A 14,976-nucleotide genomic window follows, 5' to 3' on the forward strand; every position below is an offset into this window, starting at 1 on the left:
ATCCTACGGGAACGTGTCGTCACTGCGGGTGGTCGTAATTTCCATGCGCTTGCGACTACATGGAGACCCAATGAATCAGCAAGTTCTGACCACCGATACCAACCGGCGTCAATTACTGCAGATCATTGCCGGGCTGTCCGACGGGGTGATGTTGATCGAGGTCGACCAGACCATTGCCTGGGCCAACGCGGCGGCCTTGGCGATGCACGGGGTCGAGGACCTCAGCGAGTTGGGCACTACGGCCCGGCAATATGCCCAGCGTTTCAACCTGCGTTATCGTAACAACCACCCGCTGTGCGAGGACAACTACCCCATCGCCCGGGTTGCCCGTGGCGATGAGTTCAGCGATGTGCTAGTGGAAGTCACGCCCCAGGCCGCCCCGGATCGCACCTGGGTTCAGCGGATCCGCAGCATGGTGCTGGCCGACCGCAACGGCGAGCCGGAGCTTCTCGTGCTGATCCTCAGCGATGCCACCGATTGGGCCAGCGCCGAGCAGCGCTTCGAGAAAACCTTCGGCGCCAACCCTGCACCGGCGGTGATCTGTCGCCTCAGTGACCTGCGTTATATCAAGGTCAATCCGGGGTTCCTGGAGATGACCGGCTACAGCCGCGAGCAGGTGATCGGGCGTTCGGTGTATGAGCTGGATGTGCTCGAAGCCGCCGAGAAACGCGACCTGGCCATCGAGCGTCTGGGGCAGGGCGCGACCATTCCGCAAATGCCGGCCGAGTTGAAATTGCCCGATGGCACCAGCAAGCAGGTGATCGTCGCCGGCCAGCCACTGGACCTGCACGACGAAGACTGCATGTTGTTTTCCTTCATGGACATGGAGCCGCGACGCAAGGCAGAAACGGCGCTGCGCCAGAGCGAGGAGCGCTTTGCCAAGTCGTTCCGCCTGTCGCCCGTGCCCACCCTGGTGTGCAGCGCCGAACAGCAGTTGTTGGAAATCAACGAGGCGTTTCTCCAGACCACCGGTTACGCCAGCGAAGAACTGTTGGGCAAAACCGTGGAGGAAATCGGCTTTCTCGACAAGGACGCCAGCGCCGCGCTGTTTGCCCGGTTGGAAAAGGCTGCCGCTGTTTCAAGTGTCGACGTCAAGGTGCACAAGAAGGGCGGCGAACTCATCGACTGTGAGGTTGCCGCCGATACGGTGCTCATCCAGGACAAGCCTTGCTATCTGCTGGTGCTGATGAACATCACCGAGCGCAAACGCTCGGAGCTGGAGTTGGTGGCGGCAATCGAAGAGGTAATGAAAGACGCTTCCTGGTTCAGTCGGACCTTGATTGAAAAATTGGCTAATGTGAAGAGCATCAACGCTCAGGTGCCCAGTGTGTCATTCACCGAGCTGACAGCCCGGGAGCGGGACGTACTGGGGCTGATTTGCGAAGGTCTGGCAGACAAGGAAATCGCCGCGCGCCTGAAGCTGGCGCCTAATACCGTGCGCAATCACGTGGCTACGCTGTATTCGAAACTGGATGTTCATAGCCGCAGTGAGGCGATTGTCTGGGCGCGGGAGCGGGGTTTGTTCGCGAATGAATGGCGAATGAAGGCACCATGATAGCCAGTGCAAATGCACTGGGCATGCTGGTGCAAATTCGGGTTTTGCCTGGATGGGCGGTTCCTTAGGCTGTCAGTGTGCGACATCGTCTGTGATGTCGTACCCCCACGAAACAGTCAAGGAATACGCCACAATGTGCAGCGAACGAGCCCAGTATGAGAGCGACAGGATGTCTACGCGGGCCAGGAGGCCGGCGCCGTCCACCGTTCATTTGCGCCCCCAGGGCTGAGGTGCATCGCATGACCCATCTGGCCCCTTTGCGCGCCCGCCTCGAAGAAAGCTTCACGCCGCTGGCCTGCGAATGCAGCCTCAATGGCGACGGCACCCTCACCGTGCGCTTGTATCACCGTGAGAGCGGGGAGGTGGACCTGGTGGTCAGTGGTATGAGCGTCGACAGTGTCCGCTCGGAAGAGCGCATCGCCAAGTTGATCGACGAGCTGCGCTATGAGCTGGAAAACATCCCGCTGCATCGCAGTGATCCGGCATGAATAAAGACCTGGCACCTCAACCTCTGTAGGCGCTGGTGAAGCCTGGGATCTTTTGGTTTTGGCCGTTGGTCTTGGTCTTTCACTTTCGACTCAATTGTCTGGAGCAAGATCGCAGCCTCGTTGCACTCGACAGCTCCTACGCGGCTTCTACGCAGGTCCTACGTGGCTCCTTCACTCGCCAGGGTTGCTCCGGCCCTATGGCGGGAGCAACGTCGCGCGGCAATCGAGCACCAGGCGCGCGCCGCCGTGTTGGCTGCTGCCCACCTCCAGCGTAAACCCATGCAGATTGATGATCGCCGCGACAATTGACAGGCCCAGGCCGAATCCGCCGTGCTGGCTGCTGCCCTCGGCGCGGTAGAAGCGGCGAAACACGGCCTTGCGCTCCGCCTCGGGGATGCCCGGGCCCGAATCGAGCACTTCGATGCGGGTGCTGTCGCCCTGATCGACCCCACGCAGAATCACGGTGCCTCCCGGCGGAGTGAACTTGATGGAGTTGCTCAGCAGGTTCGATATGGCCTCGAACAATAATGCCCGGTCGCCGTTGAGCAGGGGCAGCGCATCAGGTACCTCGAGGATGAAGGTCAGTTCGCCTTCCTCGGCCAGCGGCAGGTAAAAGTCATGCAGCTCCTGCAATAACTGCAACGGGTCGAGGCGCACGAAGCCCGAGCGCCGCTGCTGGTCTTCCAGCTCGGAAATCCGCAACAACCCCCGAAACCGCGCCATCAGGGTGTCGGTTTCGGCGATCACCTGGTCCATTTGCAGGGCCTCGGGCGAGCCGTCCGGCGCTTGCTGCTGGATGCGATACAGTTGGGCGCGCAGACGCGTCAATGGGGTGCGCAGGTCGTGGGCGATGTTATCGCACACGCCCTTGACTTCATTCATCAAGCGTTCGATGCGGTCGAGCATGGCATTGACGATCGCCGCCAGCATGTCCAATTCATCACGCCGGCTCGACAGTGGCAGGCGATGGGTCAGGTCGCCGGCAACGATGGCTTCGGCACTGGCCTGCAGTTTGCGAATCCGCTGCAACGGTCGGCGACGCAGCAGATGCCAGCCGGCGATCCCCGGCAGAATTGTGAGCGATACACCCCAGAACAGTGCGTGCAAGATGATGCGGGTCACGGCGAACAGCGAGCCATTGTCCCGCGCCAACACCAGCCAGCGACCGTCCTGGGTCCGGGTCGCCACTGCGTCACAACTGTCGGAAGGCACGCTCGGGTCCTCGGAATCGACGCAACCGCCGAGCATGTGGATCTTGCCATCCAACGGCAGGTCCGCCGGAATCCGCATGATCGGCCCGCTCAAGTGGTGCAGTTGCGGATCGAACAACCCGTAGGTGTCAACGCCGCGCTCGTCCAGTGTCAGGCTGGCCATGAGCGCATCTTCCAGTTGATCGCCGTGGATCCGGGCGAACAGATGCTGGCGCTGCATCAGGGAGTGCTTGGCCAAGCTGTCGAGGTAGCCGAACACTTCGTAATACATCACCCCCATCAGAATCGCGCTCCAGATCACGAACAGTGAACTGTACAGCGCCAACAGGCGGCTGCTGGAGGAGCGCCAGCCCTTAGCAGGGTTCAGCAATGACATAGCCGGAACCCCGCACCGTGCGAATCAGCGGTTCCTGGCCCGGCGGGTCGATTTTCTTGCGCAGGCGACCGATGTGGACGTCGATCAGGTTGGTGCCGGGGTCGAAGTGATAGCCCCAGACTTCCTCGAAAATCATCATGCGCGAGAGGATCTGCCCGCTGTTGCGCATCAGGAATTCGAGCAGCTTGTATTCGGTGGGCAGCAGGCTGAGCAGTTGCCCTTTTCGGCTGGCTTCGCGGCTGATCAGGTTCAACTCAAGGTCAGCCACCCGCAGCCCGGTTTCCGGCTCGCGGGCGCCATTGTTGCGCCGCAGCAGCACTTCGACCCGGGCGGCCATTTCGTCGGTGGCGAACGGCTTGGTCAGGTAATCGTCGCCGCCGGCCCGCAGGCCACGGACCCGCTCGTCCACGTCGGAGAGGGCACTGATCATCAGGATCGGCGTGGCCACGCCCATGGTGCGCAGCGTGGTGACGATCACCAGGCCGTCGAGCTCGGGCAGCATGCGGTCCAGGGTGATCAGGTCGTAGTCGCCGCTCACCGCCCGTTCCAGGCCTTCGCGGCCGTTGTCGACCCAATCGACGTCCAGGCCGTTGCGGGTCAGCTCGGCAACGATTTCACGGGCGGTCACTGCGTCGTCTTCGATGGTCAGAATGCGGTTCATGGGCGGTACCGTGTGGGGAAGTTGGTGCTATTGCGCAACATTGTGCCAAAGAATGCCTGTCGGCTTTCTGAAAAAAAGTTCATGAGCCGACGAGCCGATTCGCTGGCCTGGATCAACACTTGGTCACAAATAAGCCCTAATATAAATTTCGTGTGCACTATCATGTTGCGCCTGCTGCCCTGCTTTGGCGCGCTGTCGCGGTCGGGTATTAATGCGAGCCGGTGATGGTGTGCCGCAAGGAGCCGAGCCCCCCACAGAATCTTCAAGGAAGAGCAGTATGATGCAACCTTCAGACCTTCTACGCCGAAAATTCGATATCCAGCCGCTGGCCCAGGCCGACATGACGGTGCGCCTGGACGGGCTGGCTGTCAGCGCTGCCCATGGTGAAACCGTCCTCACCGTCATCCAGTCCCTGGGGCAACGTCAGGTGGCCCGCAACGATCACGACCAGATCAGCGGCGCGTACTGCGGCATGGGCGTGTGCCAATGCTGCCTGGTCAAGATCGACGGTCGCCACAAGCGCCGCGCCTGCCAGACTTTGGTACGCCCCGGCATGCAGATCGAAACCCGGGTCAACCGCATCACCGAAACGGAGGCACCATGAGCCTCGATCCGGTGATTGTCGGCGGTGGGCCGGCGGGCATGGCCGCAGCCATTGAACTGGCCTCCCATGGCGTGCGCTGCACCTTGCTCGAAGAAGCGCCGCGCCTGGGTGGCGTGGTGTATCGCGGACCGTTGCGCGATGGCGTGCGCCTGGATTACCTGGGCCCGCGCTACAGCGAAGCCCTGGAGAAACTCCACCGTGAATTCCAGCAACACGCCGGCCTGATCGACGTGCGATTGAGCAGCCGTGTCATCGGTGCCGAAGGTTTCCGGGCGCTGATGCTGCTCGATGCCGACGAACGCCTGGGCGAGGTCGCCTATTCCCATCTGGTCCTGGCGGCCGGTTGTCATGAACGCAGCGTGCCGTTTCCTGGTTGGACCCTACCAGGCGTGATGATGCTTGGCGGCCTGCAATTGCAGATCAAGAGCGGTGTGGTCAAGCCGCCGAGCCCGGTGGTGATCGCTGGCACCGGTCCGTTGCTGCCACTGGTGGCTTGCCAACTGCACGCTTCGGGCGTGGCGGTGGCGGGGGTGTTTGAGGCCTGTGCGTTCGGCCGGATCGCCAAGGAAAGCCTGGCGTTGCTGAACAAGCCGCAACTGTTTCTCGAAGGCCTGAGCATGCTGGCCTACCTCAAGCTCAATCGTATTCCCGTGCGCTATGGCTGGGGCGTGGTGCAGGCTGACGGCGAGGGTGAGTTGAGCGTCGTTACCGTGGCGCCTTATTCCACGACCTGGGAACCCGATCTCAAACGCGCTGAACAGGTACCGGCCCAGACACTGGCAGTCGGCTACGGGTTTATCCCGCGGACTCAATTGAGCCAGCAGATGGGCCTGGAGCACGGTTTCAGCGACGACGGCTATTTGCGGGCCGTGTCCGATGCCTGGCAACAGAGCAGTGAAGCGCACATTCACCTGGCCGGCGACATGGGCGGGATTCGCGGCGGTGAAGCCGCCATGCTCAGTGGGCGCATCGCAGCGCTGTCGATCCTGATGCAACGCAACGTGCTGGATCCGTCCACGGCCATGGCGCGCCGCGAACGCTACCAGGCGCAACTGGACCGGATCATCCGCTTTCGTGCCGCCGTGGATCGCTACACCCAGCGTGGCGCCGGGCAAACCGCGTTGCCAGCCGCCGATACGGTGATCTGCCGCTGCGAGCACGCCACCCGCGCCGACATCGACCGGGCGCTGGAGCAAGGCGTGCAAGACATGGCCAGTCTGAAGATGCGCACCCGCGTGAGCATGGGCGATTGCCAGGGGCGGATGTGCGTCGGTTACTGCAGCGACCGCTTGCGCGAGGCCACCGGGCGTGCCGACGTAGGGTGGTTGCGGCCGCGTTTTCCCATCGATCCGATTCCCTTTTCAGCGTTCCAGAATGTCGGCATGGAGGCCGTTTCCCATGATTAAGGACTATGACGTGGTGATCGCCGGTGGCGGTGTGATCGGGGCCTCCTGTGCCTATCAACTGTCCAAGCGCAAACACCTGAAAGTCGCCCTGATCGACGCCAAGCGTCCCGGCAACGCGACCCGTGCGTCTGCCGGCGGCCTGTGGGCCATCGGCGAGTCGGTGGGCCTGGGCTGCGGGGTGATCTTCTTTCGCATGATGTCGGCCAACCGCAAGCGCCAGACCCAGGGCGCCGCCGTGGCGGTGGACGCCAGCACGCCACACATCCTGCCCCAGTCGTTCTTTGATTTCGCCTTGCAGTCCAACGCGATGTATCCGCAGTTGCACCGCGAGTTGATCGACAACCATGGCATGGATTTCAAGTTCGAGGAGACCGGGCTCAAGTTCGTGATCTACGACGATGAAGACCGTTTGTACGCCGAGCACATCGTCGCCTGCATTCCTCACCTGGCGGACCAGGTGCGCTGGCTTGACCAGGCTGCCCTGCGTGAGGCGGAGCCGAACGTCAGCCATGAAGCCTTAGGGGCGCTGGAGTTTCTCTGCGATCACCAGGTCAGCCCGTTCCGTCTGGCCGACGCCTACACCGAAGGCGCCCGGCAGAACGGCGTCGACCTGTTCTTCAACACCAGCGTGACCGAGGTGCTGCGCAGCGGTACGCGGGTGACAGGCGTGAAAACCGCCGAGGCGGGGACGTTCAACTGCCGGACCCTGATCAACGCAGCCGGTGCCTGGGCGGCGGACCTGAGTGAGCAGGCCACTGGCGTGCGGATTCCGGTCAAACCGGTCAAGGGGCAGATCCTGCTGACCGAGCGCATGCCGAAGATCCTCAACGGCTGCCTGACCACCAGCGACTGCTATGTGGCGCAGAAAGACAACGGTGAGATCCTCATTGGCAGCACCACCGAAGACAAAGGCTTCGACGTGACCACGACCTATCCCGAGATCGAAGGGCTGGTGCAAGGCGCGGTGCGGTGTATCCCGCAACTGGTCGACATCAACCTCAAGCGGACCTGGGCCGGCCTGCGCCCGGGGTCACCTGATGAATTGCCGATCCTGGGGCCGATGCGCGGGGTGCAAGGCTATCTCAATGCCTGTGGGCATTTCCGCACCGGCATCCTGACCTCGGCCATCACCGGGGTGCTGCTGGATAAGCTGGTGAACAACGAGCCATTGCCGGTGGACATCACGCCGTTCCTGGAAGCTCGCTTCGAGGTGGCGCCGACGGTTAAGCCCAAGGAAATGGAATTGGTCTGAGCAAATCCTGTGGGGGCTACAGAACCCGCATCCACCACAAAGTCCTGTGGGAGCGAGCTTGCTCGCGAAAGCGTCAGGTCAGCCAGCAGCAATGTTGACTGATACACCGCTATCGCGAGCAAGCTCGCTCCCACAGACACCGCGCTCGGCTGTTATTCCATCGGCGTACCGACAAACGCCTCCAACCCTTCGGCATAGGCCGTAAACGCGCTGATCAACGGGAACGGCTTGCCCTGCAGCTGGTCTGGCACCACCAGGTTGGTGAAACTCCAGGCCACTGCCACGGTGATGCCGGCCTGATCGAGTGTGCCATCAGTGCCCAACGGCTGCTTTTCCAGTTCCTGCTCCAGCATGCCATAAGCCGCCGCCAGTTGGCCTTCCACGCGTTCAACCCAGGGGGCGTGCTGGATCTCTGTCGGTCGCAGGTTGCGTTCGTAGTAGATCTGCACCGACTTCTCGCACGCCGCCATGGCCAAACCGATCAGGCGCAGTGCGCGCACCCGCTGCCCAAGGTCGGCCGGCATCAAGCTGTTTCCCGGCGCGGCCAGGGCCTCCAGGTACTCGATGATCAATGTGGAGTCCATCAGCACGTTGCCGTCGTCCAGCACCAGGGTCGGGGCCTTGACCACCGGGTTGATGCGCTGGAACTGTTCAAAATGCCTGAACACCGAAACGGGCTCTTGCTCCAGCTTAACCCCCAGGCATTTGGCGCAAATGGCGACGCGCCGCACATAGGGCGAGTCCAGCATGCCGATCAGTTTCATGACTTCTCCTTTAGAAAATCTTGTGGGTGTTAATCCTCGAACCCGACCTGTTCATGGATTTCATCCACCTTGAGTTCCAGTCGGTAAGCCACCGCGATGAACAACGCCTGGCACAGGCACAACGTGGCACTCAACGAACGGAAGGCGAACGAACTGCCTTCGTTGACCAGCAACACCGCGTTGGCCCGTTTGGCCAGCGGCGACAGGTTGCTGTCGGTGATAATCAGGGTCTTGGCCTGGTGGTGCTGGGCAATGCGCAGGCAGTGCTGGGTTTCCTTGCCATAGGGCGTGAAGCTGATGGCGATGACCAGGTCGTTGGCGCGCACGCTGCGCATCTGCTCGCGGTAACTGCCCCCCAGGCCGGACACCAGGTGAATGCGTTTATTGGTGTGTTGCAGGTTGTAGACCAGGTAATCGGCGACTGCGAACGAGCGGCGCACACCCACCACGTAGATGTTGTCGGCGTTGACCACCAGGTCCACGGCCTTTTCGAACGCCTGGTCGTCCAGCTCCAGCCCCAGGCGCTCGATGCCCGACAGGGTTGCGTTGACGCATTCGCGGGCCAGGTCGCCGCCGCTGGCTTTCTGCGACTTATTGGCGATCATGCTGCGGATGCGCTGCTGGTAGTTCTGCACCGGGGTGGTCTTGTGGGTGTAGGCCTCGCGGAACAACGCCTGCATTTCGCTGAACCCGCTGAAGCCGAAACGCTGGGAAAACCTGACGATGGCCGAGGGGTGCACTTCGCATTCCCGGGCGATGTCGCTGATACGGTCGACCATGATCCGGTCGCTCTGCTGGCTCATGTAGCTGGCAATGCGTTTGAGCTGGCGCGGCAGGCTTTCGTATTCATCGGTGATCAGTTGCAGCAGGCGCTCGGCATTGATCGGTGGGCTCGAGAGGGCGGGTTCGGACGCGCTCTCGGACGGCGCCGGCAGATCATCGGGGCGGGTCATAGAAAATCCTTCTGGCTTGTTCTTATAGGGCGGCCCGAAAAAGGCCGGCCCTCGACAATAGGTTGGCTGGTCGCAGTCTACAGCGTAGGCGCAGGGAAAATCATGGGTGGACAAATGTTGCAGCAGGTGCTGAAACGATGCACTGCGCCTGGCTCGCTTCGGTTAGGGCGCTCTGGAAAAAATATTCCACATTGAAAAATTATAGAATAATTATTGATTGTTGCGCGCCGCTCGTTTTAGTCTGCATTCACCAACAGCGTTGGCGCCGGTTCCGGTGACAAGCGCAGGCTGATAAAAATAACAGGAGCCAGCATGGGCCAGACTCGTTTTGCCAGTGGGCGTCAATTGGATGTGATCTGCCTGGGACGCCTGGGCGTGGACCTTTACGCGCAGCAAGTCGGCGCGCGCCTGGAGGATGTCGCAAGCTTCGCCAAGTACCTCGGTGGTTCGTCGGCCAACATCGCCTTCGGTACGGCACGCCTGGGGCTCCGGTCGGCGATGTTGAGCCGAGTAGGGGACGACCACATGGGCCGCTTCCTGGTGGAGTCCCTGGCGCGCGAAGGCTGCGACGTCAGTGGCATCAAGGTCGATCCCGAGCGCTTGACGGCCATGGTCTTGCTGGGGATCAAGGACCGGGAAACCTTTCCGCTGGTGTTCTACCGGGAAAATTGCGCCGACATGGCGTTGCGCACCGAAGACATCGATGAAACCTTCATTGCCTCCAGCAAGGCTTTGCTGATCACCGGCACCCATTTCTCTACCGATGGCGTCTACAAGACCAGTGTCCAGGCGCTGGATTACGCTCAGAAGCACAACGTCAAATGCGTGTTGGACATCGACTATCGGCCGGTGCTCTGGGGCCTGGCAGGCAAGGCTGACGGGGAAACCCGTTTTGTCGCCGACCAGAAGGTCAGTCAGCATGTGCAAGGCATTCTGCCGCGTTTCGACCTCATTGTTGGCACTGAAGAAGAATTCCTGATCGCCGGCGGCAGCGAAGACCTGCTGAGCGCTTTGCGCACCGTGCGCTCGCTGACGGCGGCGACCCTGGTGGTCAAGCTTGGCCCGCAAGGTTGCACGGTGATTCATGGCGCCATCCCGGCCCGCCTTGAAGACGGGGCCCTTTACCCTGGCGTCCGGGTCGAGGTCTTGAATGTATTAGGCGCCGGTGATGCATTCATGTCGGGGTTCCTCGCCGGTTGGCTGGAGGACGCCAGCGATGAGCGCTGCTGTCAGTTGGCCAATGCCTGCGGCGGCCTGGTGGTGTCGCGCCATGCCTGTGCCCCGGCGATGCCGACCCGGGCCGAGCTCGACTATTTATTCAAGAGCCCGGTGCCGATCACCCGGCCGGACCAGGATGTCGTGCTGCAACGGCTGCACCAGGTCAGCGTGCCCCGCAAGGCCTGGAAACAACTGTTTATCTTTGCTTTCGACCATCGCTGGCAACTGGTGGAGCTGGCCCAGAAGGGCGGCCGCGACCTGAGCTGCATCGGTGACCTCAAACAACTGTTCATCCAGGCGGTGGAGCGGGTCGAAGCCGACTTGCAACGCCAAGGCATCGAGGCCGACGTCGGTCTGTTGGCCGACCAACGCTTCGGCCAGGACTCGCTGAACGCTGCCACCGGACGTGGCTGGTGGGTGGCGCGGCCGGTGGAAGTGCAGGGTTCGCGGCCACTGGCGTTCGAACACGGGCGCTCCATTGGCAGCAACCTGATCGCCTGGCCACAGGAACAGATCATCAAGTGCCTGGTGCAGTTTCACCCTGATGACGAACCACTGCTGCGTCTGGAGCAGGAAGCGCAATTGATGGGGTTGTACAAGGCTTCCCAGGTCAGCGGCCATGAATTGCTGCTGGAAGTCATTGCGCCCAAGGATCATCCATCGCCGCACCCGGACGTGCTTTATCGTGCCCTCAAGCGCCTCTATAACCTGGGTATTTTTCCCGCGTGGTGGAAGATCGAAGCCCAGAGCGCGGAGGAATGGAAACAGCTCGATGAGCTGATCCAGCAACGCGACCCGTATTGCCGCGGCGTGGTCTTGCTGGGCCTCAATGCCCCGGCCGCCGTCCTGGCCGAAGGCTTCCGTCAGGCCAGCCAGAGCACCACCTGCCGCGGTTTTGCCGTGGGTCGCACGATCTTCCAGGAACCGAGCCGGGCCTGGCTGGCCGGGGAAATCGATGATGAAACGCTGATCCGGCAGGTGCAGGGCAGGTTTGTGGAGTTGATCGAGGCGTGGCGCAGTGCCCGTGCTTGATGTACAGGGCTTTTGTGCTCAGCGATTGCTTGCGCTGGACGCTGTAGGAGCTGGCGAAGCCTGCGATCTTTTGATCTTGATCGTTCGCTCTCGACTCAATTGGTATTGGAAAGATCGCAGCCTCGTTGCACTCGACAGCTCCTACAGGGCGCAGCCGAGCGGGAGCAATCTCTGGCCACAGGTGATCGGTTGAACATTAGAGACAACAATAAAAGGTGCAGCCATGCCCGCTATTCGAATTGGCATCAACCCGATTTCCTGGAGCAACGATGACTTGCCGTCGTTGGGCGGCGAGACGCCGTTGAGCACGGCGCTGAGTGAAGGCAAGGAAATCGGTTACGAAGGTTTTGAGCTCAACGGCAAGTTCCCCAAGGATGCCAAGGGTGTCGGCGATGTGCTGCGCCCCTATGACCTGGCGCTGGTCTCCGGTTGGTATTCCAGTCGCTTGGCCCGGCGTTCGGCGGCCGAAGAAATCGACGCGATCGCCAGTCACGTCGAACTGCTGGCACAGAACGGCGCCAAGGTGCTGGTCTATGGTGAAGTCGCCGATTCGATCCAGGGCCAGCGGATTGCGCTGATCGAGCGGCCGCGTTTCCATACCGATGGTGCCTGGCAAGCCTATGCCGACAAACTCACCGAACTGGCGCGCTTCACTTTGTCCCAAGGCGTGCGCCTGGCCTATCACCACCACATGGGCGCCTACGTCGAGTCGCCCTCGGACATCGACAAGCTGATGGCCCTGACCGGCAGCGAAGTGGGCCTGCTGTTCGACTCGGGCCACTGCTACATGGGCGGTGGCGAACCGTTGCAGGTGCTGCGCAAACACATTGAGCGGGTCTGCCATGTGCACTTCAAGGACGTGCGCAAACCGGTGGTGCAACTGGCGCGCAATAACCTCTGGAGCTTTCCCGACTGCATCATCAACGGCACCTTCACCGTGCCGGGGGATGGCGACATCGACTTCGCTGCGTTGCTCGATGTGCTGCTGGCCGGCGACTATCAAGGCTGGTTGGTGGTGGAGGCCGAGCAGGACCCGGCGGTAGCACCGAGTTATGCCTACGCCAAGAAGGGCTACGACACCCTGCGTGCCTTGCTGCAAGAAAGGAGCCCGTCATGAGCCTGTTGATCAAGAGCCATTCCAGCGGCCGAACCATGGTCCAGTTGCCGGCAGGTGAGCTGCAATACGTCGGGTTCGCCGCCTACCGCCTGAGCCTCGGCGAAACCCTGCCGGTGGCCGCCGGTGACAAGGAGCTGTGCCTGGTGCTGCTCAGTGGTCGCATCGGCCTCAAGGGCGAAGCACCGGGGCAGGGGGCCTTCGATTGGGACAACCTCGGTGATCGCCAGTCGGTGTTCGAGGACAAGTCACCGTATGCCGCTTACCTGCCGCCCGGCAGCCAGGCCCAGGTCACCGCGTTGAGCGATGTACAGATTGCCGTGTGCGCCGCGCCGGGGTCTGCGCAGAACAGTTATGGCCCACGGTTGATCCGCCCGGACAGCATCAAGCGCAGCGTGCGCGGCAAGGGCGCCAACACCCGTTATGTCTGCGACATCCTGCCGGACAGCGAACCGGCCCATTCACTGCTGGTGGTGGAAGTGCGTACGCCGTCGGGGCACTCGTCGAGCTACCCGCCGCACAAGCACGACACCGACGACCTGCCGCACCAGAGCTTCCTGGAGGAAACCTATTACCACCAGGTCAACCCGTCCCAAGGCTTCGTGTTCCAGCGGGTCTACACCGACGACCGCTGCATCGACCAGGCCATGGCCGTGGAGAACAGCGACCTGGTGGTCGTGCCCAAGGGCTATCACCCGGTCAGCGTGCCCTACGGTTACGAGTCGTATTACCTGAACGTCATGGCCGGACCGAAGCGGGTCTGGCAGTTCCATAACGATCCGCAGCACAGCTGGCTGCTGGACCTCTGATTTCCAACATTCGCACGGAGAACAAGAACAATGAGTGACGCCCCGGTAGTAGGCCATTACCTCAACGGCCACGTGCAGGACCGCGACAGCACGCGGTTTAGCAATGTCTTCAACCCGGCCACCGGCGCGGTGCAGGCCCGGGTGGCCCTGGCCGAGCGGGGCACCGTCGACGCGGCAGTGGCCTCGGCGCTGGCGGCGTTCCCGGCCTGGTCCGAGCAGTCGTCATTGCGTCGCTCGCGGGTGATGTTCAAGTTCAAGGAGCTGCTGGACCGTCACCACGACGAACTGGCGCAGATCATCAGCCGTGAACACGGCAAGGTGCTGTCCGATGCCCACGGCGAAGTCACCCGTGGCATCGAGATTGTCGAATACGCCTGCGGTGCGCCGAACCTGCTCAAGACCGATTTCAGCGACAACATCGGTGGCGGCATCGACAACTGGAACCTGCGCCAACCCCTGGGCGTTTGCGCCGGCGTCACGCCGTTCAACTTCCCGGTGATGGTGCCGTTGTGGATGATTCCCCTGGCGCTGGTCGCCGGCAACTGCTTCATCCTCAAGCCTTCGGAACGCGATCCGTCCGCCAGTTTGCTGATGGCCCGTTTGCTGACCGAAGCCGGCTTGCCGGACGGTGTGTTCAACGTGGTCCAGGGCAACAAGGTGGCGGTGGATGCACTGTTGCAGCACCCGGACATCGAAGCGATTTCCTTTGTCGGCTCAACGCCAATTGCCGAGTACATCCACCAGCAGGGCACGGCGCACGGCAAGCGTGTGCAGGCTTTGGGCGGGGCCAAGAACCACATGATCGTCATGCCAGACGCCGACCTCGACCAAGCGGCGGATGCCTTGATCGGTGCCGCCTACGGCTCGGCCGGTGAGCGCTGCATGGCGATTTCCATTGCCGTGGCAGTGGGTGATGTGGGCGATGAATTGATTGCCAAACTGTTGCCCCGAATAGACCAACTGAAGATCGGCAACGGTCAGCAGCCCGGCACCGACATGGGGCCGCTGGTCACCGCCGAGCACAAGGCCAAGGTCGAAGGCTTCATCGACGCCGGCGTGGCCGAGGGCGCTCGGCTGATCGTCGATGGCCGTGGTTTCAAGGTGCCCGGGGCCGAGCAGGGCTTCTTTGTCGGCGCGACGCTGTTCGACCAGGTCACCACCGAGATGAGCATCTACCAGCAAGAAATTTTCGGCCCGGTGCTGGGGATCGTTCGCGTACCGGATTTCGCCACGGCGGTGGCGCTGATCAACGCCCATGAGTTCGGCAACGGTGTGTCGTGCTTCACCCGTGACGGCGGCATTGCCCGGGCGTTCGCCCGCAGCATCAAGGTCGGCATGGTGGGCATCAACGTGCCGATTCCGGTGCCCATGGCCTGGCACTCCTTTGGTGGTTGGAAGCGTTCGTTGTTTGGCGATCACCATGCCTACGGTGAAGAAGGCCTACGCTTTTACAGCCGCTACAAAAGCGTGATGCAGCGCTGGCCCGACAGCATCGCCAAGGGGCCTGAGTTCAGCATGCCGACGGCCCAATAA

At 62.0% G+C, this 14,976-nt stretch carries 13 protein-coding genes; 9 read left to right on the forward strand and 4 right to left on the reverse strand.

What is annotated here, in order from left to right; all coding sequences use genetic code 11:
* The first annotated feature begins 70 nt into the window (after positions 1 to 70).
* On the forward strand, positions 71 to 1,555 hold the full coding sequence (locus AACY42_RS09120) for a helix-turn-helix transcriptional regulator (RefSeq protein ID WP_339478745.1): 1,485 nt from the start codon (positions 71 to 73) through the stop codon (positions 1,553 to 1,555).
* 239 nt (positions 1,556 to 1,794) lie between these two features.
* A complete protein-coding gene (locus tag AACY42_RS09125; RefSeq protein ID WP_339478746.1) occupies positions 1,795 to 2,043 on the forward strand; it encodes a DUF1652 domain-containing protein in 249 nt (82 codons plus the stop codon).
* A gap of 195 nt (positions 2,044 to 2,238) precedes the next feature.
* On the opposite strand, the gene AACY42_RS09130 is transcribed toward AACY42_RS09125, so the two are convergent.
* Both AACY42_RS09130 and AACY42_RS09135 read right to left on the reverse strand, forming a co-directional pair.
* The gene (locus tag AACY42_RS09130) at positions 2,239 to 3,630 is read right to left on the reverse strand and encodes a sensor histidine kinase (protein ID WP_339478747.1); all 1,392 of its coding nucleotides are present in this window, start codon (positions 3,628 to 3,630) and stop codon (positions 2,239 to 2,241) included.
* Entirely contained in the window at positions 3,608 to 4,291 is a 684-nt protein-coding gene (locus AACY42_RS09135) for a response regulator transcription factor (protein ID WP_339478749.1), read from the reverse strand. Before AACY42_RS09135 ends, AACY42_RS09130 begins: the two co-directional genes overlap by 23 nt.
* 277 nt (positions 4,292 to 4,568) lie before the next feature.
* On the opposite strand from AACY42_RS09135, the gene hcnA reads away from it, so the two are divergent.
* The 3 genes from hcnA to hcnC are packed head-to-tail and all read left to right on the forward strand — an operon-like array spanning position 4,569 to position 7,553.
* Complete coding sequence (hcnA, locus tag AACY42_RS09140) at positions 4,569 to 4,895, forward strand: cyanide-forming glycine dehydrogenase subunit HcnA (RefSeq protein ID WP_445261565.1); 327 nt, start codon at positions 4,569 to 4,571, stop codon at positions 4,893 to 4,895.
* Positions 4,892 to 6,301 carry a cyanide-forming glycine dehydrogenase subunit HcnB gene (gene hcnB / locus AACY42_RS09145; RefSeq protein ID WP_339478751.1) on the forward strand — a complete coding sequence of 470 codons (1,410 nt, stop codon included), beginning with the start codon at positions 4,892 to 4,894 and terminating at the stop codon, positions 6,299 to 6,301. The genes hcnA and hcnB overlap by 4 nt, the downstream gene beginning before the upstream one ends.
* Positions 6,294 to 7,553 carry a cyanide-forming glycine dehydrogenase subunit HcnC gene (gene hcnC, locus AACY42_RS09150; RefSeq protein WP_339478752.1) on the forward strand — a complete coding sequence of 420 codons (1,260 nt, stop codon included), beginning with the start codon at positions 6,294 to 6,296 and terminating at the stop codon, positions 7,551 to 7,553. Before hcnB ends, hcnC begins: the two co-directional genes overlap by 8 nt.
* A 152-nt stretch (positions 7,554 to 7,705) precedes the next feature.
* Here hcnC and AACY42_RS09155 read toward each other — a convergent pair whose 3' ends face one another.
* Both AACY42_RS09155 and AACY42_RS09160 read right to left on the reverse strand, forming a co-directional pair.
* Positions 7,706 to 8,317 (reverse strand): glutathione S-transferase, encoded by a 612-nt coding sequence (locus tag AACY42_RS09155; protein ID WP_339478753.1) that lies wholly within the window; start codon positions 8,315 to 8,317, stop codon positions 7,706 to 7,708.
* A gap of 29 nt (positions 8,318 to 8,346) precedes the next feature.
* Positions 8,347 to 9,270, reverse strand: a complete 924-nt coding sequence (locus AACY42_RS09160; RefSeq protein ID WP_014337867.1) for a MurR/RpiR family transcriptional regulator — start codon at positions 9,268 to 9,270, stop codon at positions 8,347 to 8,349.
* A gap of 312 nt (positions 9,271 to 9,582) precedes the next feature.
* On the opposite strand from AACY42_RS09160, the gene AACY42_RS09165 reads away from it, so the two are divergent.
* The 4 genes from AACY42_RS09165 to AACY42_RS09180 all read left to right on the forward strand — a co-directional run bounded on the left by AACY42_RS09165 (position 9,583) and on the right by AACY42_RS09180 (position 14,976).
* Complete coding sequence (locus AACY42_RS09165) at positions 9,583 to 11,520, forward strand: bifunctional 5-dehydro-2-deoxygluconokinase/5-dehydro-2-deoxyphosphogluconate aldolase (RefSeq protein WP_339478754.1); 1,938 nt, start codon at positions 9,583 to 9,585, stop codon at positions 11,518 to 11,520.
* A gap of 223 nt (positions 11,521 to 11,743) precedes the next feature.
* Positions 11,744 to 12,637 carry a myo-inosose-2 dehydratase gene (iolE, locus tag AACY42_RS09170; RefSeq protein WP_339478756.1) on the forward strand — a complete coding sequence of 298 codons (894 nt, stop codon included), beginning with the start codon at positions 11,744 to 11,746 and terminating at the stop codon, positions 12,635 to 12,637.
* Positions 12,634 to 13,443 (forward strand): 5-deoxy-glucuronate isomerase, encoded by an 810-nt coding sequence (gene iolB, locus AACY42_RS09175; protein ID WP_339478757.1) that lies wholly within the window; start codon positions 12,634 to 12,636, stop codon positions 13,441 to 13,443. Before iolE ends, iolB begins: the two co-directional genes overlap by 4 nt.
* A gap of 30 nt (positions 13,444 to 13,473) precedes the next feature.
* On the forward strand, positions 13,474 to 14,976 hold the full coding sequence (locus tag AACY42_RS09180) for a CoA-acylating methylmalonate-semialdehyde dehydrogenase (RefSeq protein WP_339478758.1): 1,503 nt from the start codon (positions 13,474 to 13,476) through the stop codon (positions 14,974 to 14,976).

Origin of the sequence: Pseudomonas sp. RL_5y_Pfl2_73 (assembly GCF_963970515.1) — a bacterium.
Taxonomy (GTDB): domain Bacteria; phylum Pseudomonadota; class Gammaproteobacteria; order Pseudomonadales; family Pseudomonadaceae; genus Aquipseudomonas.